Genomic DNA, 16,159 nt, shown 5'->3' with positions numbered 1-16,159 from the left:
TACTGTCATTTCGGCGTGGCCGGCGCTGGTACCGGCCCCAATTTTCGGGAGATTGGATTGATGAAACATTTGACGGCAGCAACCATTTCCGTGGCGCTGAGTTTGGCGCTCGTCGGTTGCGGCAACGACCACAAGTCCGGCAGCCAATCGTCGACCTCGACCACCACGTCCACGTCGACATCCGCGACGTCGTCGGCGACCAGCGCGGCACCGGCCGCGAAAGCCAAGTACACGATCGCGGACTACGTCAAGGACAACAACATCGCCGAGACGCCCGTGCACCACGGCGATCCCGGGCCGAACGTCGACCTGCCGGTGCCCAACGGTTGGCAGATCAACCAGAACGCCGGCACGTCGTATGGCGGCATCGTGCTGACCCAGCCCACCAACCCCTCCGACCCGCCGACCATCTCGGCGCTGTTCTCCAGGCTTTCCGGCAACGTCGACCCGGCGAAGATCATCCAGTACGCCCCGGGAGAGGTGCAGAACCTGCCCGGCTACCAGGGCTCCGGAGACGGCGTCGCGTCCACGCTCGGCGGTTTCCAGGCCTGGCAGCTGTCCGGCACGTATCAGAAGGGCGGCGCGACCCGGGTCATCGCGCAGAAAACCGTGGTGATCCCCAGCCAGGGCGCGGTCTACGTGCTCCAGCTCAACGCCGAGGGCCCGCAGTCCGATCAGGGACCGTTGATGGACGCCACCAACATCATCGACGACCAGACCACCATCACCACCTGAGGAACGTGACGGCGCCGCGGGGCCCCCGCTCCGCGGCGACATCACACCCGAGGAACGCGATTGGCCGTACGGTAAGCGCATGACAGAGCAGTCGTATGCGATAGACGCCGGGCACCCGCCCTCGGCCGTACTCCGCATCGTCAACCCGATGTTGGGTTTCCTGCTGCGCACCCCGCTCGCCGGGCCAGCCCGCAAACAGCTGATGGTGCTGAGCTTCACCGGGCGCAAGACCGGCCGGCCGTTCTCACTCCCGGTGAGCGCCCACGTGATTGACGGTGACCTCTATGCGCTGACCGGCGCGCCCTGGAAGCAGAACTTCCGCGGCGGCGCGCCGGCTCAGGTCGTCTTCGACGGCAAGACGACCGCGATGCGGGGCGAGCTGATCCGCGACCGCGAGATCGTCTCGAATCTCTACCTGCGCTGCGCGCAGTCCTACGGTGTCCAGCGCGCGCAACGCATGATCGGGCTGAAGTTTCGCGATCAACGCATACCGACGCGCGACGAGTTCGCCGAGGCGGTCGACCGGATGCACCTGGGCGCGGTGCGGCTGACGCCGGCCGAATGATTACGCCTCGGGCACCCGTTCGTGCGCGGTGAGCAGGCGCCGGTCGAACCGTGAGCGCGACGCGATGGCCTCCCTGGCCACCTCGGAGAAGTCCTGCGCGATTTGTTCGGCGAGCGCTCCCAGCTTCATGTTGTGCACCTGAGAAAGCGATCTGAGCAGGTTGAACGCCGCATCCTCGTCGACGCCGTAGACGAGCATCAGCATCCCTTTGGTCCGGTCGATGGCGCCGCGGCGCTCGGTGATTTCGGCCACCTGCGCGCTGATGTCCTCCTCGCGCTCACGCTCGGCGGACGGGGTGACGTCGACGTAGAAGCCGTGGGTGCCGATGACGTCGCCGCTGGCGTCGCAGAATTGATCGCCCACCACGACCACTTCGTGCGTGTCGCCGCGGGTGTCGACGATGCGATGCCTGGTGCTGAACGGCCCCCGTCGTTCGATCATGTCGTTGATGGTTGCGGCCACCTGGTTGCGATCGTCCGGGTGCTTGTGGCCGATGACCAACTCGGTCGTCGGCGTCACCGTTCCGGGTTCGTACCCGTGCATCCGCTGCACCTGTTCGGACCATTCCCAGCGCTGATCTTCGAAGTGAAAGCGAAACCAGCCGGCACGCTGCGGGGTTCCGCCCGCGAGGGCCCGCTCGACCGCCGGCGTCTGTCCGTCTAGTTGCCAGGCCACAACGCACGCTCCGCGGGTGAGTCCGGCGGCCACAGCTGACGGACCGCTTGCCGGATGGCGTCGCGTTCCTGCAGCCGAAGCTCCGAGGTGCGACACAGTTCGAGGGATCGATCGAGCTGCTGCCGCGCGCGCCGCACGGAATTGGCGGCGGAACGCTGCAGCGACCGGGAGGCGTCGAATGCGGCGCCCCGACGCATCCGACCCTGCCGAACGGTCTCCCGCAGCGCCGCGGTCCGGCGCGCCGATCGACCGCGATGCGCCTTCTGCCGGCACGCCGACGAGCAATACACCGCGTCGGACCGGGCCGAGAAGCCCGCGCCGCACACGGCGCACGTAATCCCCCGCATAGCCGTTACGTTACAGCTATCGCGTAGCGCGTTACAGCTATGGCGGGAATTTGCGCCTCAGGCCGGACCGGCGCCGGCGGCGGCGCGGGTTCGGGTGATGACCGGCTGTTCGAGGCCGGCTTCGGCCACCGCCCGCCGCACCGCCTGGTCGACCGCGCCGGTGCGCTCGGCCGGCGCCAGCGCGATCACGCAGCCACCGAACCCGCCGCCGGTCATCCGCGCGCCCAGCGCGCCGGCCCGCACCGCGGTGTCCGCGATCAGATCGATGTGTTCGGTGGTGATGCCGAAGTCGTCACGCATGGACGCGTGCGAGGCGGTGAAGATCCGCCCCGCCGTGACGAAGTCCGAATCACGAAGCGCGCCAACACAATCGAGAACCCGCTGATTCTCGCTCAGCACGTGGCGGGCGCGGCGGGCGTCCAGGGGGTCGTGCACCGCGGTGACGGCGGACGGCCCGCGGTCCTGCACATCCCGCAGCGACGCCGCCCCGAGATCGGCGGCCGCCCGCTCGCAGGACGCGCGGCGCGCGGCGTACTCGCCGCCCGCGTGGCTGTGGCGGGCACGGGAGTCGATCAGCAGCAGCGCGACGCCCGCGGCGTCGGGGTCGAAGGCCACCGGCGCGACCGTGAGGTCGCGGAAGTCGATCAGCAGCGCGGTGGCCGGCCGGGCGAAGAGCGAGGCTAACTGGTCGAGCAGGCCCGTGGGGGCGCCGACGTAGTCGTTCTCGGCGCGCTGGGCCAGGCGCGCCTGGTCTTTGGCCTCGATGCGCACGCCGGCGGCCGCCGCGAGCGCGCCCAGCGCCGCGCACTCCAGCGCGGCCGACGACGACAAACCCGACCCCATGGCCACGTCGCTGGTGATCCGCATCGCGCCGCCGGGCACCGGGTGGCCCGCCCCGCGCAGCGCCCAGATCACCCCGGCCACGTAAGCGGCCCAGCCGGTCACGCCGCTGGGGGCGGTGTCCAGCGGAATGCGAACCGGGCCCTCGGCGCGGTCGCTGGCCACGCTGATCGCGTCGCCGCCGCCGGGGGTGAACGACACCACCGTGCGCTGCGGCAGGGCGATCGGCAGCGCGAAGCCCAGGTTGTAGTCGGTGTGCTCGCCGATCAGGTTGATCCGCCCGGGCGCGGCGTAGGAGACGGTCAACCCAGTTCCCGCAGTCGCCCGGCCACGCTTTCGGGCGTGACGTCGCTGATGAACGCGTCCATGGCGGACTCGGAGGCCGCCAGGTACTTGAGCTTGGTGGCACTGCGCCGGATCGACATCAGCTCGACGTGGAAGTAGCCGTCGGCCTGGGCGTCGGTGTCGGCGTACTGGTGCAACGCCGAAATGTAGGGCAGCGGTGCCGAATACATCCGGTCGAATCGCTTCAGCACGTCGAGGTAGACGCGCGCGAAGGCGTCCAGCTCGTCGCCGTCGAGTTCGGTGACGTTGCGCACGAACCTGTTCGGGTAGATGTGCACCTCGACGGGCCAGCGCGCGGCGAACGGCACGAACGCGGTGAACAGGTCGTCGCGCGCGACGATGCGGCCGCCGTCGGCGACTTCGCCGGCGAGCAGGTCACCGAAAAGGTTGGTGCCGTGACGGTTTCGGTGTTCGCGGGCCTGGCCGAGCATGGCGGCGGTGCGCGGGGTCAGATAGGGGTAGCCGTAGATCTGGCCGTGCGGATGGGTCAGCGTGACGCCGATCTCCTCGCCGCGGTTCTCGAAGCAGAACACCTGCTCGACGCCCGGCGTGGTCATCAGCTCGCCGGTGCGGTGCCGCCACGCCTCGACGACCAGCCGGGCATGCGCCGGTGCCAGCCCGGCGAAGGATCCGGTGTGGTCGCTGGAGAAGCAGATCACCTCGCTGCGGCCCTGCCCCGGGACGGACACGAAACCGTCACCGGCGGGCGCGAGCGCCGGGCCGGTGCCGGACAGGCTGGGGAACCGGTTCTCGAACACCACGACGTCGTAGTCCGGGGCGGGCACCTCGCTGGTCAATCCCGTCGGGCCCGGGCACAGCGGGCACTGGTCCGGGGGCGGCTTGTAGGTGCGGTCCTGCCGCAGCGCGGCGACGATCACCCACTGCCCCGTCGTTCGGTCGAACCGCAACTCGGTACGCTGCCCGTCGCGCGCGGGCAGGGGCCTGCGATCTTCGACGGGCGTCGGGCGGTGCCCGGGCAGCGCGAAGAACAGCAGGTCACGGCCGTCGGCCAGCTTGGCCCGCGTCGGCGCTGTCACGATGTCGAAGACTAGCCGGTGTCGAACTTCGGGTAACCATGACGCGTTCGGCAGGTTGGGAAGGGAGGCCCGTGCTCTACGAGCAAGCCCGCAACTGGCTGATCGGCTCCGATCCCGGTCTGCTGCGGCTGCGCATGGCGACGCGGACGACGGCCGCGCTCGGCTGCTCGCTGCTGGCCCTCTACCTCCTGACCCGGGCGACGGGACAGCCACTGACAGTCGCCCTGCTCGGCGTCGTCATCACCATGGTCGCGTCGCGATCGGTCAACGAACCGGACCCGCGCCAGCAGCGGATCACCATGGCGCTGCTGCCCGTGCCCGCCGCCGTGTCCATCACCGCCGCCGCGGCGCTCGCGCCCCACCCGGTGATCAGTGACGCGGTGTTCGTGGTCGTCGTCTTCACCGCGGCCTACATTCGCCGCTTCGGCGCGCGCGGCCGCGCACTGGGCATGGTCGCGTTCATGTCCTACTTCTTCACGCTGTACCTGCGGGCGAGCGTCTCGGAGCTGCCGTGGATGATCGGGGCGGTCGCGGTGGGCACGGTGTGCACGTTCGTGATGACCACCTACGTCATGCCCGACCGGCCCGAGCGCGTGCTGCGGGCGACCATCCGGGCATTACGGGCGCGGATGGCGATCGTCGTCGACACCACCGCCGAGGCCGTGCGCACGGGCCGCCTCGATGAACGGCGCCGGCGCCGCATGCGGGCCCGCACGCTGCGGCTCAACGAGACCGCGCTGATGGTGCAGAGCCAGATCGAGGACAAGGCCGACCCGGCCATGCTGTGGCCGGGCGTCACCGCCGAACAGTTGGCCCCCTGGCTGCTCGACGCGGAGCTGGCCATCGAGTGGGTGGCCACGGCCGGCCGGCGCGCCGCGGCCCTCGCCGCACAGACCCCGACCGCCATCCCCGCCCCGACCCGGGCCGCGCTCGTCGGCGCGCTGTCAGGGCTCGCGCGGGCGATCCGCCTGCCCGAACCCGACGGCCTTCGGCGCGCCGCCGACCAGGCGCGGCGGCTGCTGGACGCGCAGAACGACGACGATCCCGGCGGCGCCGCGGTGCGCCGCCTCGCCCTGGCGATAATCAACGCCGCCACCGCGACCGCCGACGTCCGGGCCATCGTCGACCACGCCGCCACCGGCGCCCCGGACGGCACGGACAGCGAGCGGCCGCCGGCATCCGACGGCACGGACGCGACCGACGAGCCCGCCGAGGAGGCGCCGCCCGAGGGCCTGCGGCCGACCACCCGGCAGGCCATCCAGGTCGCCGTCGCCGCGTCGCTGGCCATCGTCGCCGGCGAGCTGGTGTCGCCGGCCCGCTGGTATTGGGCGGTGATCGCCGCGTTCGTCATCTTCGCCGGCACCAACTCGTGGGGCGAGACCCTGACCAAAGGCTGGCAACGCCTGCTCGGCACGTTGCTGGGCGTGCCCTGCGGCGTGCTGGTGGCCTCGCTGCTGGCCGGCGACAAGACGGCCGCGCTGGCCGGGATCTTCGTCTGCCTGTTTTGCGCGTTCTATTTCATGACGGTCACCTACAGCCTGATGACCTTCTGGATCACCACCATGCTGGCGTTGCTGTACGGTCTGCTCGGCCAATTCTCGTTCGGCGTATTGATGTTGCGGATCGAAGAGACCGCGCTCGGTGCGGTCATCGGGGCCACCGTGGCCATCGTCGTGCTGCCGACGCACACCCGCGCCGCCATCCGCGACGACACCCGCACGTTCCTGGCCAGCCTGTCGGCGCTGATCGACGCCTCCGCCGCGACGATGTTCGGCGACGACGAGGGCGTCAGCCCGTCGGAGCGGGCGCGCCAGCTGGACCGGGACCTGCAGCAGTTCCGGGTCACCGCCAAACCGTTGCTGGCCGGGGTCGCCGGCCTCGCGGGCCGGCGCAGCATTCGCCGGGCGCTGCGCATCTTCGCCGCATGCGACCGCTACGGCCGCAGCCTGGCGCGCAGCAGCGAGCAGTACCGGGGCCCGGCGGCCTCGGAACCCGTTGCCCAGGCGTTCACGGCCGCGGCGGCACAGACTCGGCGCAACATCGACGCGCTGGCCGCCGCCATCGGCACCGGCCGCGCACCGACCATCGTGTCCGCGGCCGACGACCTCGACGCCGCCGAGACCCTGGCGCGGCAGCGCGACGGGCCCGATACCCGGCGGTTGCTCACCGCGGTGCATGCGCTCCGCCAGATCGAGCGGGCGGTGGTGACGGCGGCCACCAACCTCGGTGGGCGCGAAACCGCGGCGCCGCCCAGCCGAATCGAGACGGGCTAAAGACCGGGCAGGCAGGCCGGGAAGTAGCAGGGTTGGTTTGGCCCCTGGGCCTTTCGCACCAGGTCGAACAGCTCGAACATGGTCTGCAGCAGCCGCATTTCCACGCCGGGCCGCTGCTCCGGCGGCAGGTTCTGCGTGTCATTGGACACCCTGGTGGCCTGCTGCTGCAGCTGCGTCAGCCGCTGCTGGCGTTGCGCCGGGGTGAGGTTGTCCCAGTTGTCGTGCAGGTCGGACACCTGCTGCTGCAGCTCCGCGACTTCCGCTTCCGGGTCGGCCGGCGGGGCCAACGGATAGGAGTGGGTCGCGACGGGCGCCGCCGCGATCTCGGCCTGCGCGCAAGCGGCTGTTGCCAGGGCGCCGGCCGCGAGGCCCGCCGCCACTATCGCCGTGATTTTCATGGAGCCTTCTTTTCTTCATTGCTCGGCTTTATGGTGCTGGCAGTAAGCCACGTCGGGTTTGCTACCGATCCCAAGCGCGTCCGAGGAGGAAGCCGATGGCCACGCCGAACCTCCCGCCCGGCTTCGACTTCACCGACCCCGACATCTATGCCCACCGCCTCCCGGTGCGGGAGTTCGCCGAACTGCGCGCGACGGAACCGATCTGGTGGAACGAGCAGGCGCCCGGCGCGGGCGGGTTCGGCGACGGCGGCTACTGGGTGGTGACCAAGCACCGCGACGTCCGCGATGTCTCGCTGCGCAGCGACGTCTTCTCCTCGGCCACCAAGTCGATCGTCCCGCGGTACCGAGAAGACCTGGCGGACGGGCAGATCGAGGCGGGGCGGGCGTCGATGATCATGATGGACGACCCCGAACACAGCCGGCTGCGCAAGATCGTCTCGCGGGCCTTCACGCCCCGCGCGGTCGAGCGGCTGCGGGCCGGGCTTTCCGAGCGGGCGCGCCGCATCGTGACCGAGGCCGCGGCGGCGGGCTCGGGGGACTTCGTCCGCCAGGTGGCCTGCGAGCTACCGCTGCAGGCGATCTGCGGGCTGCTGGGGGTGCCGCAGGAGGATTACGACAAGCTGTTCGACTGGACCAACAACATGATCGGCAGCGACGACCCGGAGTTCGCCGGCAACGACGCGCTGACCTCCGCCGGCGAATTGATGTGGTACGCAATGCAGTTGGCGGCCCGCAAGCGGGAGAATCCCGGCGACGACATCGTCACCACGCTGGTCCGGGCCGACGCCGAGGGCCAGCACCTGTCGGAGGCGGAGTTCGGCATGTTCGTGGTCACGCTGGCCGTCGCCGGAAACGAGACGACCCGCAACTCGATCACCCAGGGCATGATGGCCTTCACCGACTACCCGGCGCAGTGGGAGTTGTTCAGGGCTCAGCGGCCCAAGACCGCGGCGGACGAGATCATCCGTTGGGCGACACCGATCACGGCCTTTCAGCGCACCGCGCGCCGGGACACCGAGCTCGGCGGCGTCCGGATCGCGAGGGGCCAGCGGGTGGTGTTGTTTTATCGCTCGGCCAACTTCGACGAAGAGGTCTTCGACGACCCGTACTCGTTCAACGTCCTGCGCAGCCCGAACCCGCACGTCGGCTTCGGCGGCACCGGCGCGCACTACTGCATCGGCGCCAACCTGGCGCGCATGACGATCGATCTGATGTTCAACGCGCTCGCCGATCTCGTGCCCGACCTGACCCCGCTCGCGCAGCCGGAGCGGTTGCGGTCGTCGTTCATCAACGGCATCAAGCACTGGCAGGTGGATTACCGGGGCGCGTAGGTCACAGCGGTAGCCGCTCGCTGTCGCTCTCGTGGCGCTCACCGTTCGCGATGAAGTCCTCGATCAGCTCCACGACCTGGGTCGGCGCCTCGACCTGCGCGAAATGCCCCACGTCGGGCAGGATTTCGAGCCTGGCGTCGGTGCGGGCCTCGTGCGCGGCGTACGCGTGATCGACGGGGATGATGCCGTCGCGCTCGCCCCAGATCGCCATGACCGGCAGGTTCTCCCGCAGCCGCAGCCGGCTGAGCGCGCTGACCGCCTGGCCGCGGTAGTCGACCACCGACCGCAGCGTCCGCAGGAACGACTGCCGGGTGTCGCCGTCGGACAGCGACGAGTAGGCGCTCCACAGCTCGGCCCCGCGGGGGGACTGGATGCCGGCGCTCTTCATCCAGGACCGCAGCCGGTTGCCGATGGACAGCACGGGCTTCGGCGCGATGATCGGCAACACCAGCTCGGCGCCGGGCGCCGAGAGCAGCCGCAGCACCCATCCCACGTCGGGGCCCAGGCCGCCGCTGCTGATCAGGATCAACCGCTTGGCGTAGTCGGGGTGCTGGTAGACGAACTGCATCGCGACCCCGCCGCCCAGCGATTGGCCGACCAGGGTGGCCTGGCTCACGCCGAGCTCGTCGAGCAGGTCGCGAAGCCAGACCGCGAAGGCACCCAGCGAATAGTCCGTGCGGGGTTTCGCCGACTCGCCGTGCCCGAGCAGGTCGGGGGCGATCACGCGGAACTTCTTCGACAGCGGCGGAATCACCGCGCGCCAGGTCTCCGAGCTGCCGGCCATGCCGTGGATGAGCAGGAGCGCCTCGCCGTCGCCTTCGTCGCGGTACGCGACGCGATCGCCGTGCAGCTCCAGATACTTCAACTCGTTCATGGGCGGTTTTATACCCACTCCGGCACCGATTACGGCCGAATCGTGACGGAAAACGCTTCCGGGCGCCGCAGTGCCGGACGCCTCAGCGATGATTTAGCCCATGACCGAACCGGTTGCGGCCCGCGTGGCCGTCTACCTCGACTTCGACAACATCGTGATCTCGCGATATGACCAGGTTCACGGCCGCAACTCGTTCCAGCGGGACAAGGCCAAGGGGCTCGAACAGTACGCCGAGCGGCTGGACCGGGCCACCGTCGACGTCGCGGCGATCCTCGACTTCGCGTCGTCGTTCGGGACGCTGGTGCTCACCCGGGCCTACGCGGACTGGTCGGCGGACATCAACGCCGGGTATCGCGGGCAGCTGGTGGCCCGCGCGGTCGACCTGGTGCAGCTGTTCCCCGCGGCGGCCTACGGCAAGAACGGTGCCGACATCCGGCTGGCGGTGGACGCGGTCGAGGACATGTTCCGGCTGCCCGACCTGACCCACGTGGTGATCGTGGCCGGCGACTCCGACTACATCCCGCTGGCGCAGCGCTGCAAGCGCCTCGGGCGATACGTGGTGGGCATTGGGGTGGCCGGCGCGTCCAGCCGGGCGCTCGCGGCGGCCTGCGACGAGTTCGTCATCTACGACTCGCTGCCCGGGGTTCCTGCCTTGGAACCCGAGCCCGCGGAAGCCGAGGCGAAGCCGGCGAAACGGCGGACCGGAAAGGCCAAGGCGGCGCAGCCGGAGGAACCGGAGCCGCCCGATCCGCAGGCCGCCGCCACGGCGCTGCTGACCCGCGCGCTGCAGATCGGCCTGGACAAGGACGACGTCGATTGGCTGCACAACTCCGCGGTGAAGGCACAGATGAAGCGGATGGACCCGTCGTTCAGCGAAAGGTCTTTGGGGTTCCGCTCGTTCAGTGATTTCCTGCGGTCGCGGTCCGATGTCGTCGAGCTGGACGAGACGTCGACGACGCGGATGGTGCGGCTTCGTGCGCAAGGGTGAAACCGACGCGAGGCCCCGCTGGCTCACCCGCAACGTCGCGGTGCTCTCCGGGGTCTCGTTCCTGCAGGACGCCGCCAGCGAGCTGCTGTACCCGCTGCTGCCGATCTACCTGACGGCTGTGCTGGGCGCGCCACCGTCCGTGGTGGGAGCCGTCGAGGGCGCGGCCGAGGGCGCGGCGTCACTGACGAAACTGGCGGCGGGCCCGCTCGGGGACCGGTTCGCGCGGCGCCCGCTGATCGCCGCCGGTTACGGGATGGCGGCGCTCGGCAAGGTCATCGTCGCCGTCGCCGGGGCGTGGCCGGGCGTGCTGGCGGGCCGCGTCGTCGATCGGCTCGGCAAGGGCGTGCGCGGTGCCCCGCGCGACGCGCTGCTGGTCGCCGACGTGCCCGACGCCCTGCGCGGCCGGGTGTTCGGCTTCCACCGCGCGATGGACACCTTCGGCGCGGTGGTGGGCCCGCTGCTCGGGTTGGCGGGCTACGAGCTGCTGGACCACCGGATCCCGCCGTTGCTGTATGTCGCCATCGTGCCCGCCGTCCTGTCCGTGGCGTTGGTCTTCCTCGTGCGCGAGCGCGGCCGGCGCGCCCCGCGAGAAAAGCGCGAGTCCATGTGGGCCGGGGTGCGCTCGCTGCCGCGACCGTACTGGCGGGTGACGGCGCTGCTGGTCGCCTTCAGCGTGGTGAACTTTCCTGATGCCCTGTTGTTGTTGCGGCTCAACGAGATCGGCTTCTCGGTGGTGGGGGTGATCCTGGCCTACGTCGGATACAACGCGGTGTACGCGTTGGCCAGTTACCCGGCCGGCTCGCTGGCCGACCGCATCGGCAGGCCGGCGTTGTTCGGCGTCGGGCTGACCTTCTTCGCGATCGGCTACGTGGGGCTGGGGCTGACCACCGACGCGGTGACGGCGTGGCTGCTGATCGGCGCCTACGGAATGTTCACCGGCTGCACCGACGGCGTCGGGAAGGCCTGGATCTCGGGGCTGGTCGACGAGGATCATCAGGCCAGCGCGCAGGGGGTGTTCCAGGGCGGCGTGGGGCTCGCCGTGCTGGCGGCCGGGTTGTGGGCGGGCTTTTTGTGGGGTTCGAACGGCCAACTGCCCCTGCTCATTTCGGGAGTCACCGGCGGCGCGTTCGCGGTCGCCCTGATCGGCGGCCAGCTGGTCCGCGGCAGGCGACGCGGCTAGCCGCCACCAGGCTGGCCACACATAGCGTCCTTTTCGTATGGCGGCTGGCGGGTTTGAACCCCAATGTCGTTGACACTCCCGAAGGGCGGCCATACATTGTGTGAAAGTTGTCGCTAGGAGACCGCCATGACCGTCGGTACCGCTCCTAACAGTGTTTTCGACGCCGACCTGCCCACGTTGGCGTACGGTGCCGAGGAATCGCCCGCCGAGGTCTATCCGCGCCTGCAGGCGGCGCAGCGGCAGGCGCCGGTCGCCATCGGACCGCACGGCCCGGAAGTCCTCTCCTATCACCTGGTCCGCGCGGTGCTGCGCGACGCTCGCTTCCAGATCCCGCCCGGGATCAATCTGCTCGCCCAGGGCGTCACGTCGGGCCCGCTGTGGGACAAGGTGATCAACAGCCTGCTGTGCCTGGAGGGCGACGAGCACCACCGCCTGCGCAGCCTGACGTCCAAGGCGTTCACGCCCCGCGCGACCCTACGCCTGCACGACACCATGGTCGAGGTGATGAACGGGCTGATCGACACGGTCATCGACGCGGGCCGCTGCGACGTCGTCACCGACCTCGCCCGGCCCTATCCCGTCCCGATCATCTGCGCGCTGCTCGGCGCGCCGCGCGAAGACTGGCGGCAGTTCTCGCTGTGGGCGGATGACGTCTTCAAGGCCTTCAGCTTCAGCGTCGACATCCGCGAGGTCGAGCCGGTCGTGATGCGCGCGTGGGGCGAGCTCGACGACTACGTCGACGACATGGTCGCGCGGCGGCGGCACAGCCTGACCGACGACCTGCTCTCCGACCTGATTCGCGCGGAGGATGACGGCGACCGCCTGAACACCGCCGAATTGCGGATGCTCGCGGGCGGCCTCCTGCTGGCGGGTACCGACACCACCCGCAACCAGGTGGCCGCGTCGGTGCACGTCCTCTGCGAGCACCCGGAGCAATGGGGCCTGCTCAAGGAGCACCCCGAGCTGGCGATGCGGGCGGTCGAGGAGACCATGCGGCACTCCCCGATCGCGTGCGGCACCATTCGCCTGGTGGTGCGGGACGCCGAGCTGGACGGCTACCTGTTCCCGGCCGGAACGATGGTCCTGGTCAACACCGCCGCGGCCAACCGCGACCCGGCGGTCTACGACGACCCCGACCGCGTCGACATCACCCGCGAGGGGGCGCCGCCCATCCTGACCTTCGGCGGCGGGGTGCACTACTGCCTGGGCGCCAACCTGGCCCGCCGCGAGATCGCCGAGGCGCTGAACGTCATCGCCGGCCGCCTGCTCAACCCGCGCACGGCCGGACCGGTGCCGTGGAAGCCGATGGTGAGCCTGAGCGGCCCGACGAGCCTGCCCATCGAGTTCGACCGCTAGCCGGCGCCCATGTGACGCAGGCCGCCTTAAGTCGCGGGCGTGCGGAGGCGGCTTTACGCTCCTTGGTTACACGAACTTAACGGGGGTTTTCGATGCGGGCGTCAACTGGGCCAACCATGCCCAAATACGGGCTTGCCCTCGTGGCGCCGGCCGCCTGCCTGGCCATCGCGTCCTGCTCGGCGACCGCGGCCCCGCCCGCGGCGACCCCCACCACCTCGTCGGCCAAGCCGAAGCCGACCGCCGTTCCGTCGCCGGCGCCGATCACGGGTCCGCTGGAAAAGGACTGGAAGACCTATGGCGGCACGGCCTACTTCGGCTGCCCCGACAAGTATTCGGGCGGCAAATCCGCGCTCGACGACATCCGCCCCAAGATCTTCGACACCAAGACCGGGCAATACGTCGCGCCGCCGGTCCCGGCCGTCCCCGCCGGCGAAAATCTCACCGGCGCCATCTGCGCGCTGACCGGCACGGCCGACGACATGAAGGTCGTCTACCTCGTCACGACCGTCAAACCCGCGCAGGCGCAACAACCCGAAGTCACCAAGGCGACCGCATATGCCTACGACTTCAAGGCCGGCCAACCGCTGGCGACCAAGGAACTGCAGCCGCCCACCCCCGACCTGAAGCTCACCGCGGCCAAGGACTGGGGCCTGTCCTCGACCGCGGCGGGCGTCGCGTGGATCAACGCCTTCACCGACGGCCGCGCCCCCACGTCGCCGCCGCGGACGGTGATCCTGTCCCCCACCGACCTGTCGATGCCCTGGAACGACCCCCAATCCGGGCGCGCCTGGCAGGACGTCCTGGCGTTCCAACGCAACTCCGATCCGGCCAAGACGTCGGGCGCCGAACTGCGCCGGCCCAGCGGGGAGCCGATCCTCCAGGACAACGACATTCGCAGCGTGGACGCCGAATTGTCCGATGGGCCCGACAAACTCGTGAAGATCACCCATTCGGATCCCGCCAACCCCGCGGCGCTGTCGACCATGTTCTACGACCTGAACGCCAAGGCCGTCATCAAAGTCGGCGACTCCGACAGCATTCCCGGCGGCGGGCTGTCCGCGACGTTGTCCGGCGGGAAATTGTTTGTCGACGGCCACGATTCGGAGGGCACCCCATTCGGCTTCGGGGTGTGGAACCTGCGCAGCCAGCAGTGGGACTTTTTGAAGACGCACGATGAGGCGAAGAAGATGTCGGTGGCCAAGATCGCGTTCTTCGAAGACCACCTGTACATCACCAACGCCGGCAACACGTTTGCGGTCCTCGCCCTGCCCGCCACCGAGCCGATCGCGACCACCTGGTCCGTCCGGCCCTTCGCGCGGATATCGGGCTGGACGCTGGTGTGCCGCGGCGAGAACGCCGCCGCCCTGAACGGCGACTGCAAGGACATCGTGATGGTGCAGGACCAGGACGGCCGCTTCCCCGGTCCCTGGTCCTGAATTCCGTCAGGCACGCCGCATCAAGTGGCGACACAGAAACGCCGTCTCCACCGCGCTGATCTCTTCGAAGAGCGATCCGGTGTAGACATCGAAGTGCCCCGCCGGATAGCGATGCAGTTCAACGCTTTTGATTCGCGACGCAACCCTCGCCGCGAACCTGGGCGAGGCTTGCAAGTCGTAGTCCCCCACGCACATCAGCACCGGCATCTGCAACTTCTCCGCCGTACCTTGGTGGTAGCGCGGCAAGGTAAACAGCATGCGGGGTGCCAATGCATTGCGCCAGCCGACGGCTTCGCCGCCCAGCGCCTCGAACGCGAATTTGGCCTCGGGCTCGGTGAATACCGCAACCTCACCGGAATCGCTTACGACGGGAACCAGATAGGGCCTTTGACCCAACTTCGCGCCAATCACATCGCGCACCGCGGCGACGGTGAATTGCAGCGTACGCCGCGTCACATCCCAATCGAGACGCTCGCGTAGCCGGCGGCCGCGGTGCCAGCCGTCGATGAGCGGGACCTGTGACACCACGGCGGCGATCGCCGGGTCCGTAGCTGCGACGGCCAACACGTGGCCACCGCTGAGCGAGGTACCCCACAAAGCGACCCGGCGCGGATCGATGTCCTCGCGGCCGCGCACGTATCGCACGGCTGCCCGGTAGTCATCTTGTTGTTCGGCAACGTCTATCACTTGGCGAGGCTCGCCCCCACTGGCCCCGAAATGCCGATAGTCGAACGCCAACGCCGCCAGGCCCGCCTTGGTGAACTTCTCCGCGTACGCGGGCAGCCCGAGGCGCTTGGTGGCGCTCCCGCCGTGTCCCATCACCACGCAGGCGAGGCTGTCACTCGCGCCCGCGGGCAGGTAGACGTCGGCCGCACACGTCACCCCGTTCGAGTCGAAGGACACTTCCTCGAGCACTGACACGTCGGTTCCGCTCTGGGTGGCTACAGCTTGGTCCTAATTTGTCCCACGACGAGGCCCCCCGCCAGAACCAACAGGACCCGACCTTCGGTGACCTTGGCCCCTACTGAACGTCCATGCGGACGTCGATGCTCTCGGTATGCGTGGCAGGCGACCGCAGCTGCTGCTCGACCAATTGCGTGACGAGCGCGGTCGACGAGTCATGCTCGTCTCGCACTGCCTGCTGAACGAAAACACGCGTTACGCCGGCGGCGCCACCCGAGCGGGTGCGGTGGTGGAGGCGGTCGAGGAGCTGATAAACGCGGGCTACGGGGTTCACCAGCTGCCATGCCCGGAGCGGCTGGCTTGGGGTGGCGTGCTCAAGCCCCACAGCCTGCCCCTGTACCACTCCAAGGGCGGGTTCCTGTATCCGCTGCGCGCTGTGTTGCTGCGCGTGTTCGTGGTCTGGACCCGCCTCGTCTACCGGCGAACGGCGCGGCAAGTCGTTCGCGACGTGGCCGACTACCAGCAGTCCGGGATCGCGGTCGCCGGCGTGATCGGAATCGGTGCCTCACCTTCTTGCGGGGTGGCAACCACATTGGACATGCGGGCCTCGCTGGAGGTGGTCGCGTCCTGTCCGGCCGCAGCCCTGACTCGCGATGTGATGAACGAGCGCGCCGTGCTGGCGTGCCGCCGCCCGGGCGAGGGCTTGTTCATCGCCGCGCTGGATCGGCAGTTGCGCCGCCGGGGCTTGGCGATTCCGGCGCTCGAGCACGACCTCGCCGCGGAGCTTCGCGGTTCGCCGCAGGCCCTGCTCGCCACGGGACCGAAGCGGACCCTGGGGGTGCCCGGCGGAGTCAGCGGTTGAATTGCAAGGCGAGG

16 protein-coding genes are annotated in these 16,159 nt (G+C 69.7%); 9 read left to right on the top strand and 7 right to left on the bottom strand.

Annotated elements, in window-relative coordinates:
- Positions 1-60: 60 nt before the first annotated feature.
- The gene (locus A5680_RS18185) at positions 61-735 is read left to right on the top strand and encodes an LpqN/LpqT family lipoprotein (protein ID WP_067821804.1); all 675 of its coding nucleotides are present in this window, start codon (positions 61-63) and stop codon (positions 733-735) included.
- 79 nt (positions 736-814) lie between these two features.
- Positions 815-1,300, top strand: a complete 486-nt coding sequence (locus A5680_RS18180; protein ID WP_067821801.1) for a hypothetical protein — start codon at positions 815-817, stop codon at positions 1,298-1,300.
- Here the strand turns inward: A5680_RS18180 and A5680_RS18175 are convergent, their stop codons facing one another.
- From A5680_RS18175 to galT, 4 genes are read right to left on the bottom strand one after another with little or no spacing between them, the layout of a single operon-like run.
- On the bottom strand, positions 1,301-1,975 hold the full coding sequence (locus tag A5680_RS18175; RefSeq protein ID WP_067821798.1) for a PAS and ANTAR domain-containing protein: 675 nt from the start codon (positions 1,973-1,975) through the stop codon (positions 1,301-1,303).
- On the bottom strand, positions 1,960-2,322 hold the full coding sequence (locus A5680_RS18170) for a hypothetical protein (protein ID WP_156675168.1): 363 nt from the start codon (positions 2,320-2,322) through the stop codon (positions 1,960-1,962). Before A5680_RS18170 ends, A5680_RS18175 begins: the two co-directional genes overlap by 16 nt.
- A 57-nt stretch (positions 2,323-2,379) precedes the next feature.
- Complete coding sequence (locus A5680_RS18165) at positions 2,380-3,468, bottom strand: galactokinase (protein WP_067821792.1); 1,089 nt, start codon at positions 3,466-3,468, stop codon at positions 2,380-2,382.
- Positions 3,465-4,544 (bottom strand): galactose-1-phosphate uridylyltransferase, encoded by a 1,080-nt coding sequence (galT, locus tag A5680_RS18160; protein ID WP_197499807.1) that lies wholly within the window; start codon positions 4,542-4,544, stop codon positions 3,465-3,467. The genes A5680_RS18165 and galT overlap by 4 nt, the downstream gene beginning before the upstream one ends.
- A 98-nt stretch (positions 4,545-4,642) precedes the next feature.
- Between galT and A5680_RS18155 the strand changes: the two genes are divergently transcribed.
- A complete protein-coding gene (locus A5680_RS18155; RefSeq protein WP_067821887.1) occupies positions 4,643-6,817 on the top strand; it encodes an FUSC family protein in 2,175 nt (724 codons plus the stop codon).
- Here the strand turns inward: A5680_RS18155 and A5680_RS18150 are convergent.
- Positions 6,814-7,215: a hypothetical protein gene (locus A5680_RS18150; protein WP_055404259.1), complete on the bottom strand. Its 402-nt coding sequence runs from the start codon at positions 7,213-7,215 to the stop codon at positions 6,814-6,816. The two genes, A5680_RS18155 and A5680_RS18150, sit on opposite strands and share 4 nt — an antisense overlap.
- Positions 7,216-7,310: 95 nt before the next feature.
- On the opposite strand from A5680_RS18150, the gene A5680_RS18145 reads away from it, so the two are divergent.
- On the top strand, positions 7,311-8,546 hold the full coding sequence (locus tag A5680_RS18145; protein ID WP_067821789.1) for a cytochrome P450: 1,236 nt from the start codon (positions 7,311-7,313) through the stop codon (positions 8,544-8,546).
- Position 8,547: 1 nt separating this feature from the next.
- On the opposite strand, the gene A5680_RS18140 is transcribed toward A5680_RS18145, so the two are convergent.
- A complete protein-coding gene (locus A5680_RS18140; RefSeq protein WP_067821786.1) occupies positions 8,548-9,420 on the bottom strand; it encodes an alpha/beta fold hydrolase in 873 nt (290 codons plus the stop codon).
- Between the two features lie 100 nt (positions 9,421-9,520).
- On the opposite strand from A5680_RS18140, the gene A5680_RS18135 reads away from it, so the two are divergent.
- From A5680_RS18135 to A5680_RS18120, 4 genes are all read left to right on the top strand, one after another.
- Positions 9,521-10,408 carry an NYN domain-containing protein gene (locus tag A5680_RS18135; protein WP_055404252.1) on the top strand — a complete coding sequence of 296 codons (888 nt, stop codon included), beginning with the start codon at positions 9,521-9,523 and terminating at the stop codon, positions 10,406-10,408.
- Positions 10,395-11,588: an MFS transporter gene (locus A5680_RS18130; protein ID WP_055404250.1), complete on the top strand. Its 1,194-nt coding sequence runs from the start codon at positions 10,395-10,397 to the stop codon at positions 11,586-11,588. Before A5680_RS18135 ends, A5680_RS18130 begins: the two co-directional genes overlap by 14 nt.
- A gap of 126 nt (positions 11,589-11,714) precedes the next feature.
- Entirely contained in the window at positions 11,715-12,944 is a 1,230-nt protein-coding gene (locus tag A5680_RS18125; protein ID WP_067821783.1) for a cytochrome P450, read from the top strand.
- Positions 12,945-13,036: 92 nt separating this feature from the next.
- A complete protein-coding gene (locus A5680_RS18120; RefSeq protein ID WP_067821779.1) occupies positions 13,037-14,380 on the top strand; it encodes a hypothetical protein in 1,344 nt (447 codons plus the stop codon).
- Positions 14,381-14,386: 6 nt separating this feature from the next.
- Here A5680_RS18120 and A5680_RS18115 read toward each other — a convergent pair whose 3' ends face one another.
- Positions 14,387-15,301 (bottom strand): alpha/beta hydrolase, encoded by a 915-nt coding sequence (locus tag A5680_RS18115; protein WP_067821776.1) that lies wholly within the window; start codon positions 15,299-15,301, stop codon positions 14,387-14,389.
- A 136-nt stretch (positions 15,302-15,437) separates the two neighbouring features.
- Between A5680_RS18115 and A5680_RS18110 the strand changes: the two genes are divergently transcribed.
- Positions 15,438-16,145 (top strand): 2-thiouracil desulfurase family protein, encoded by a 708-nt coding sequence (locus A5680_RS18110; RefSeq protein ID WP_067821773.1) that lies wholly within the window; start codon positions 15,438-15,440, stop codon positions 16,143-16,145.
- Positions 16,146-16,159 lie beyond the last annotated feature (14 nt).

It is taken from the genome of Mycobacterium sp. E2989, assembly GCF_001667595.1.
Taxonomy (GTDB): Bacteria; Actinomycetota; Actinomycetes; order Mycobacteriales; family Mycobacteriaceae; genus Mycobacterium.
This window is presented reverse-complemented; position numbering and strand designations above follow the sequence as displayed.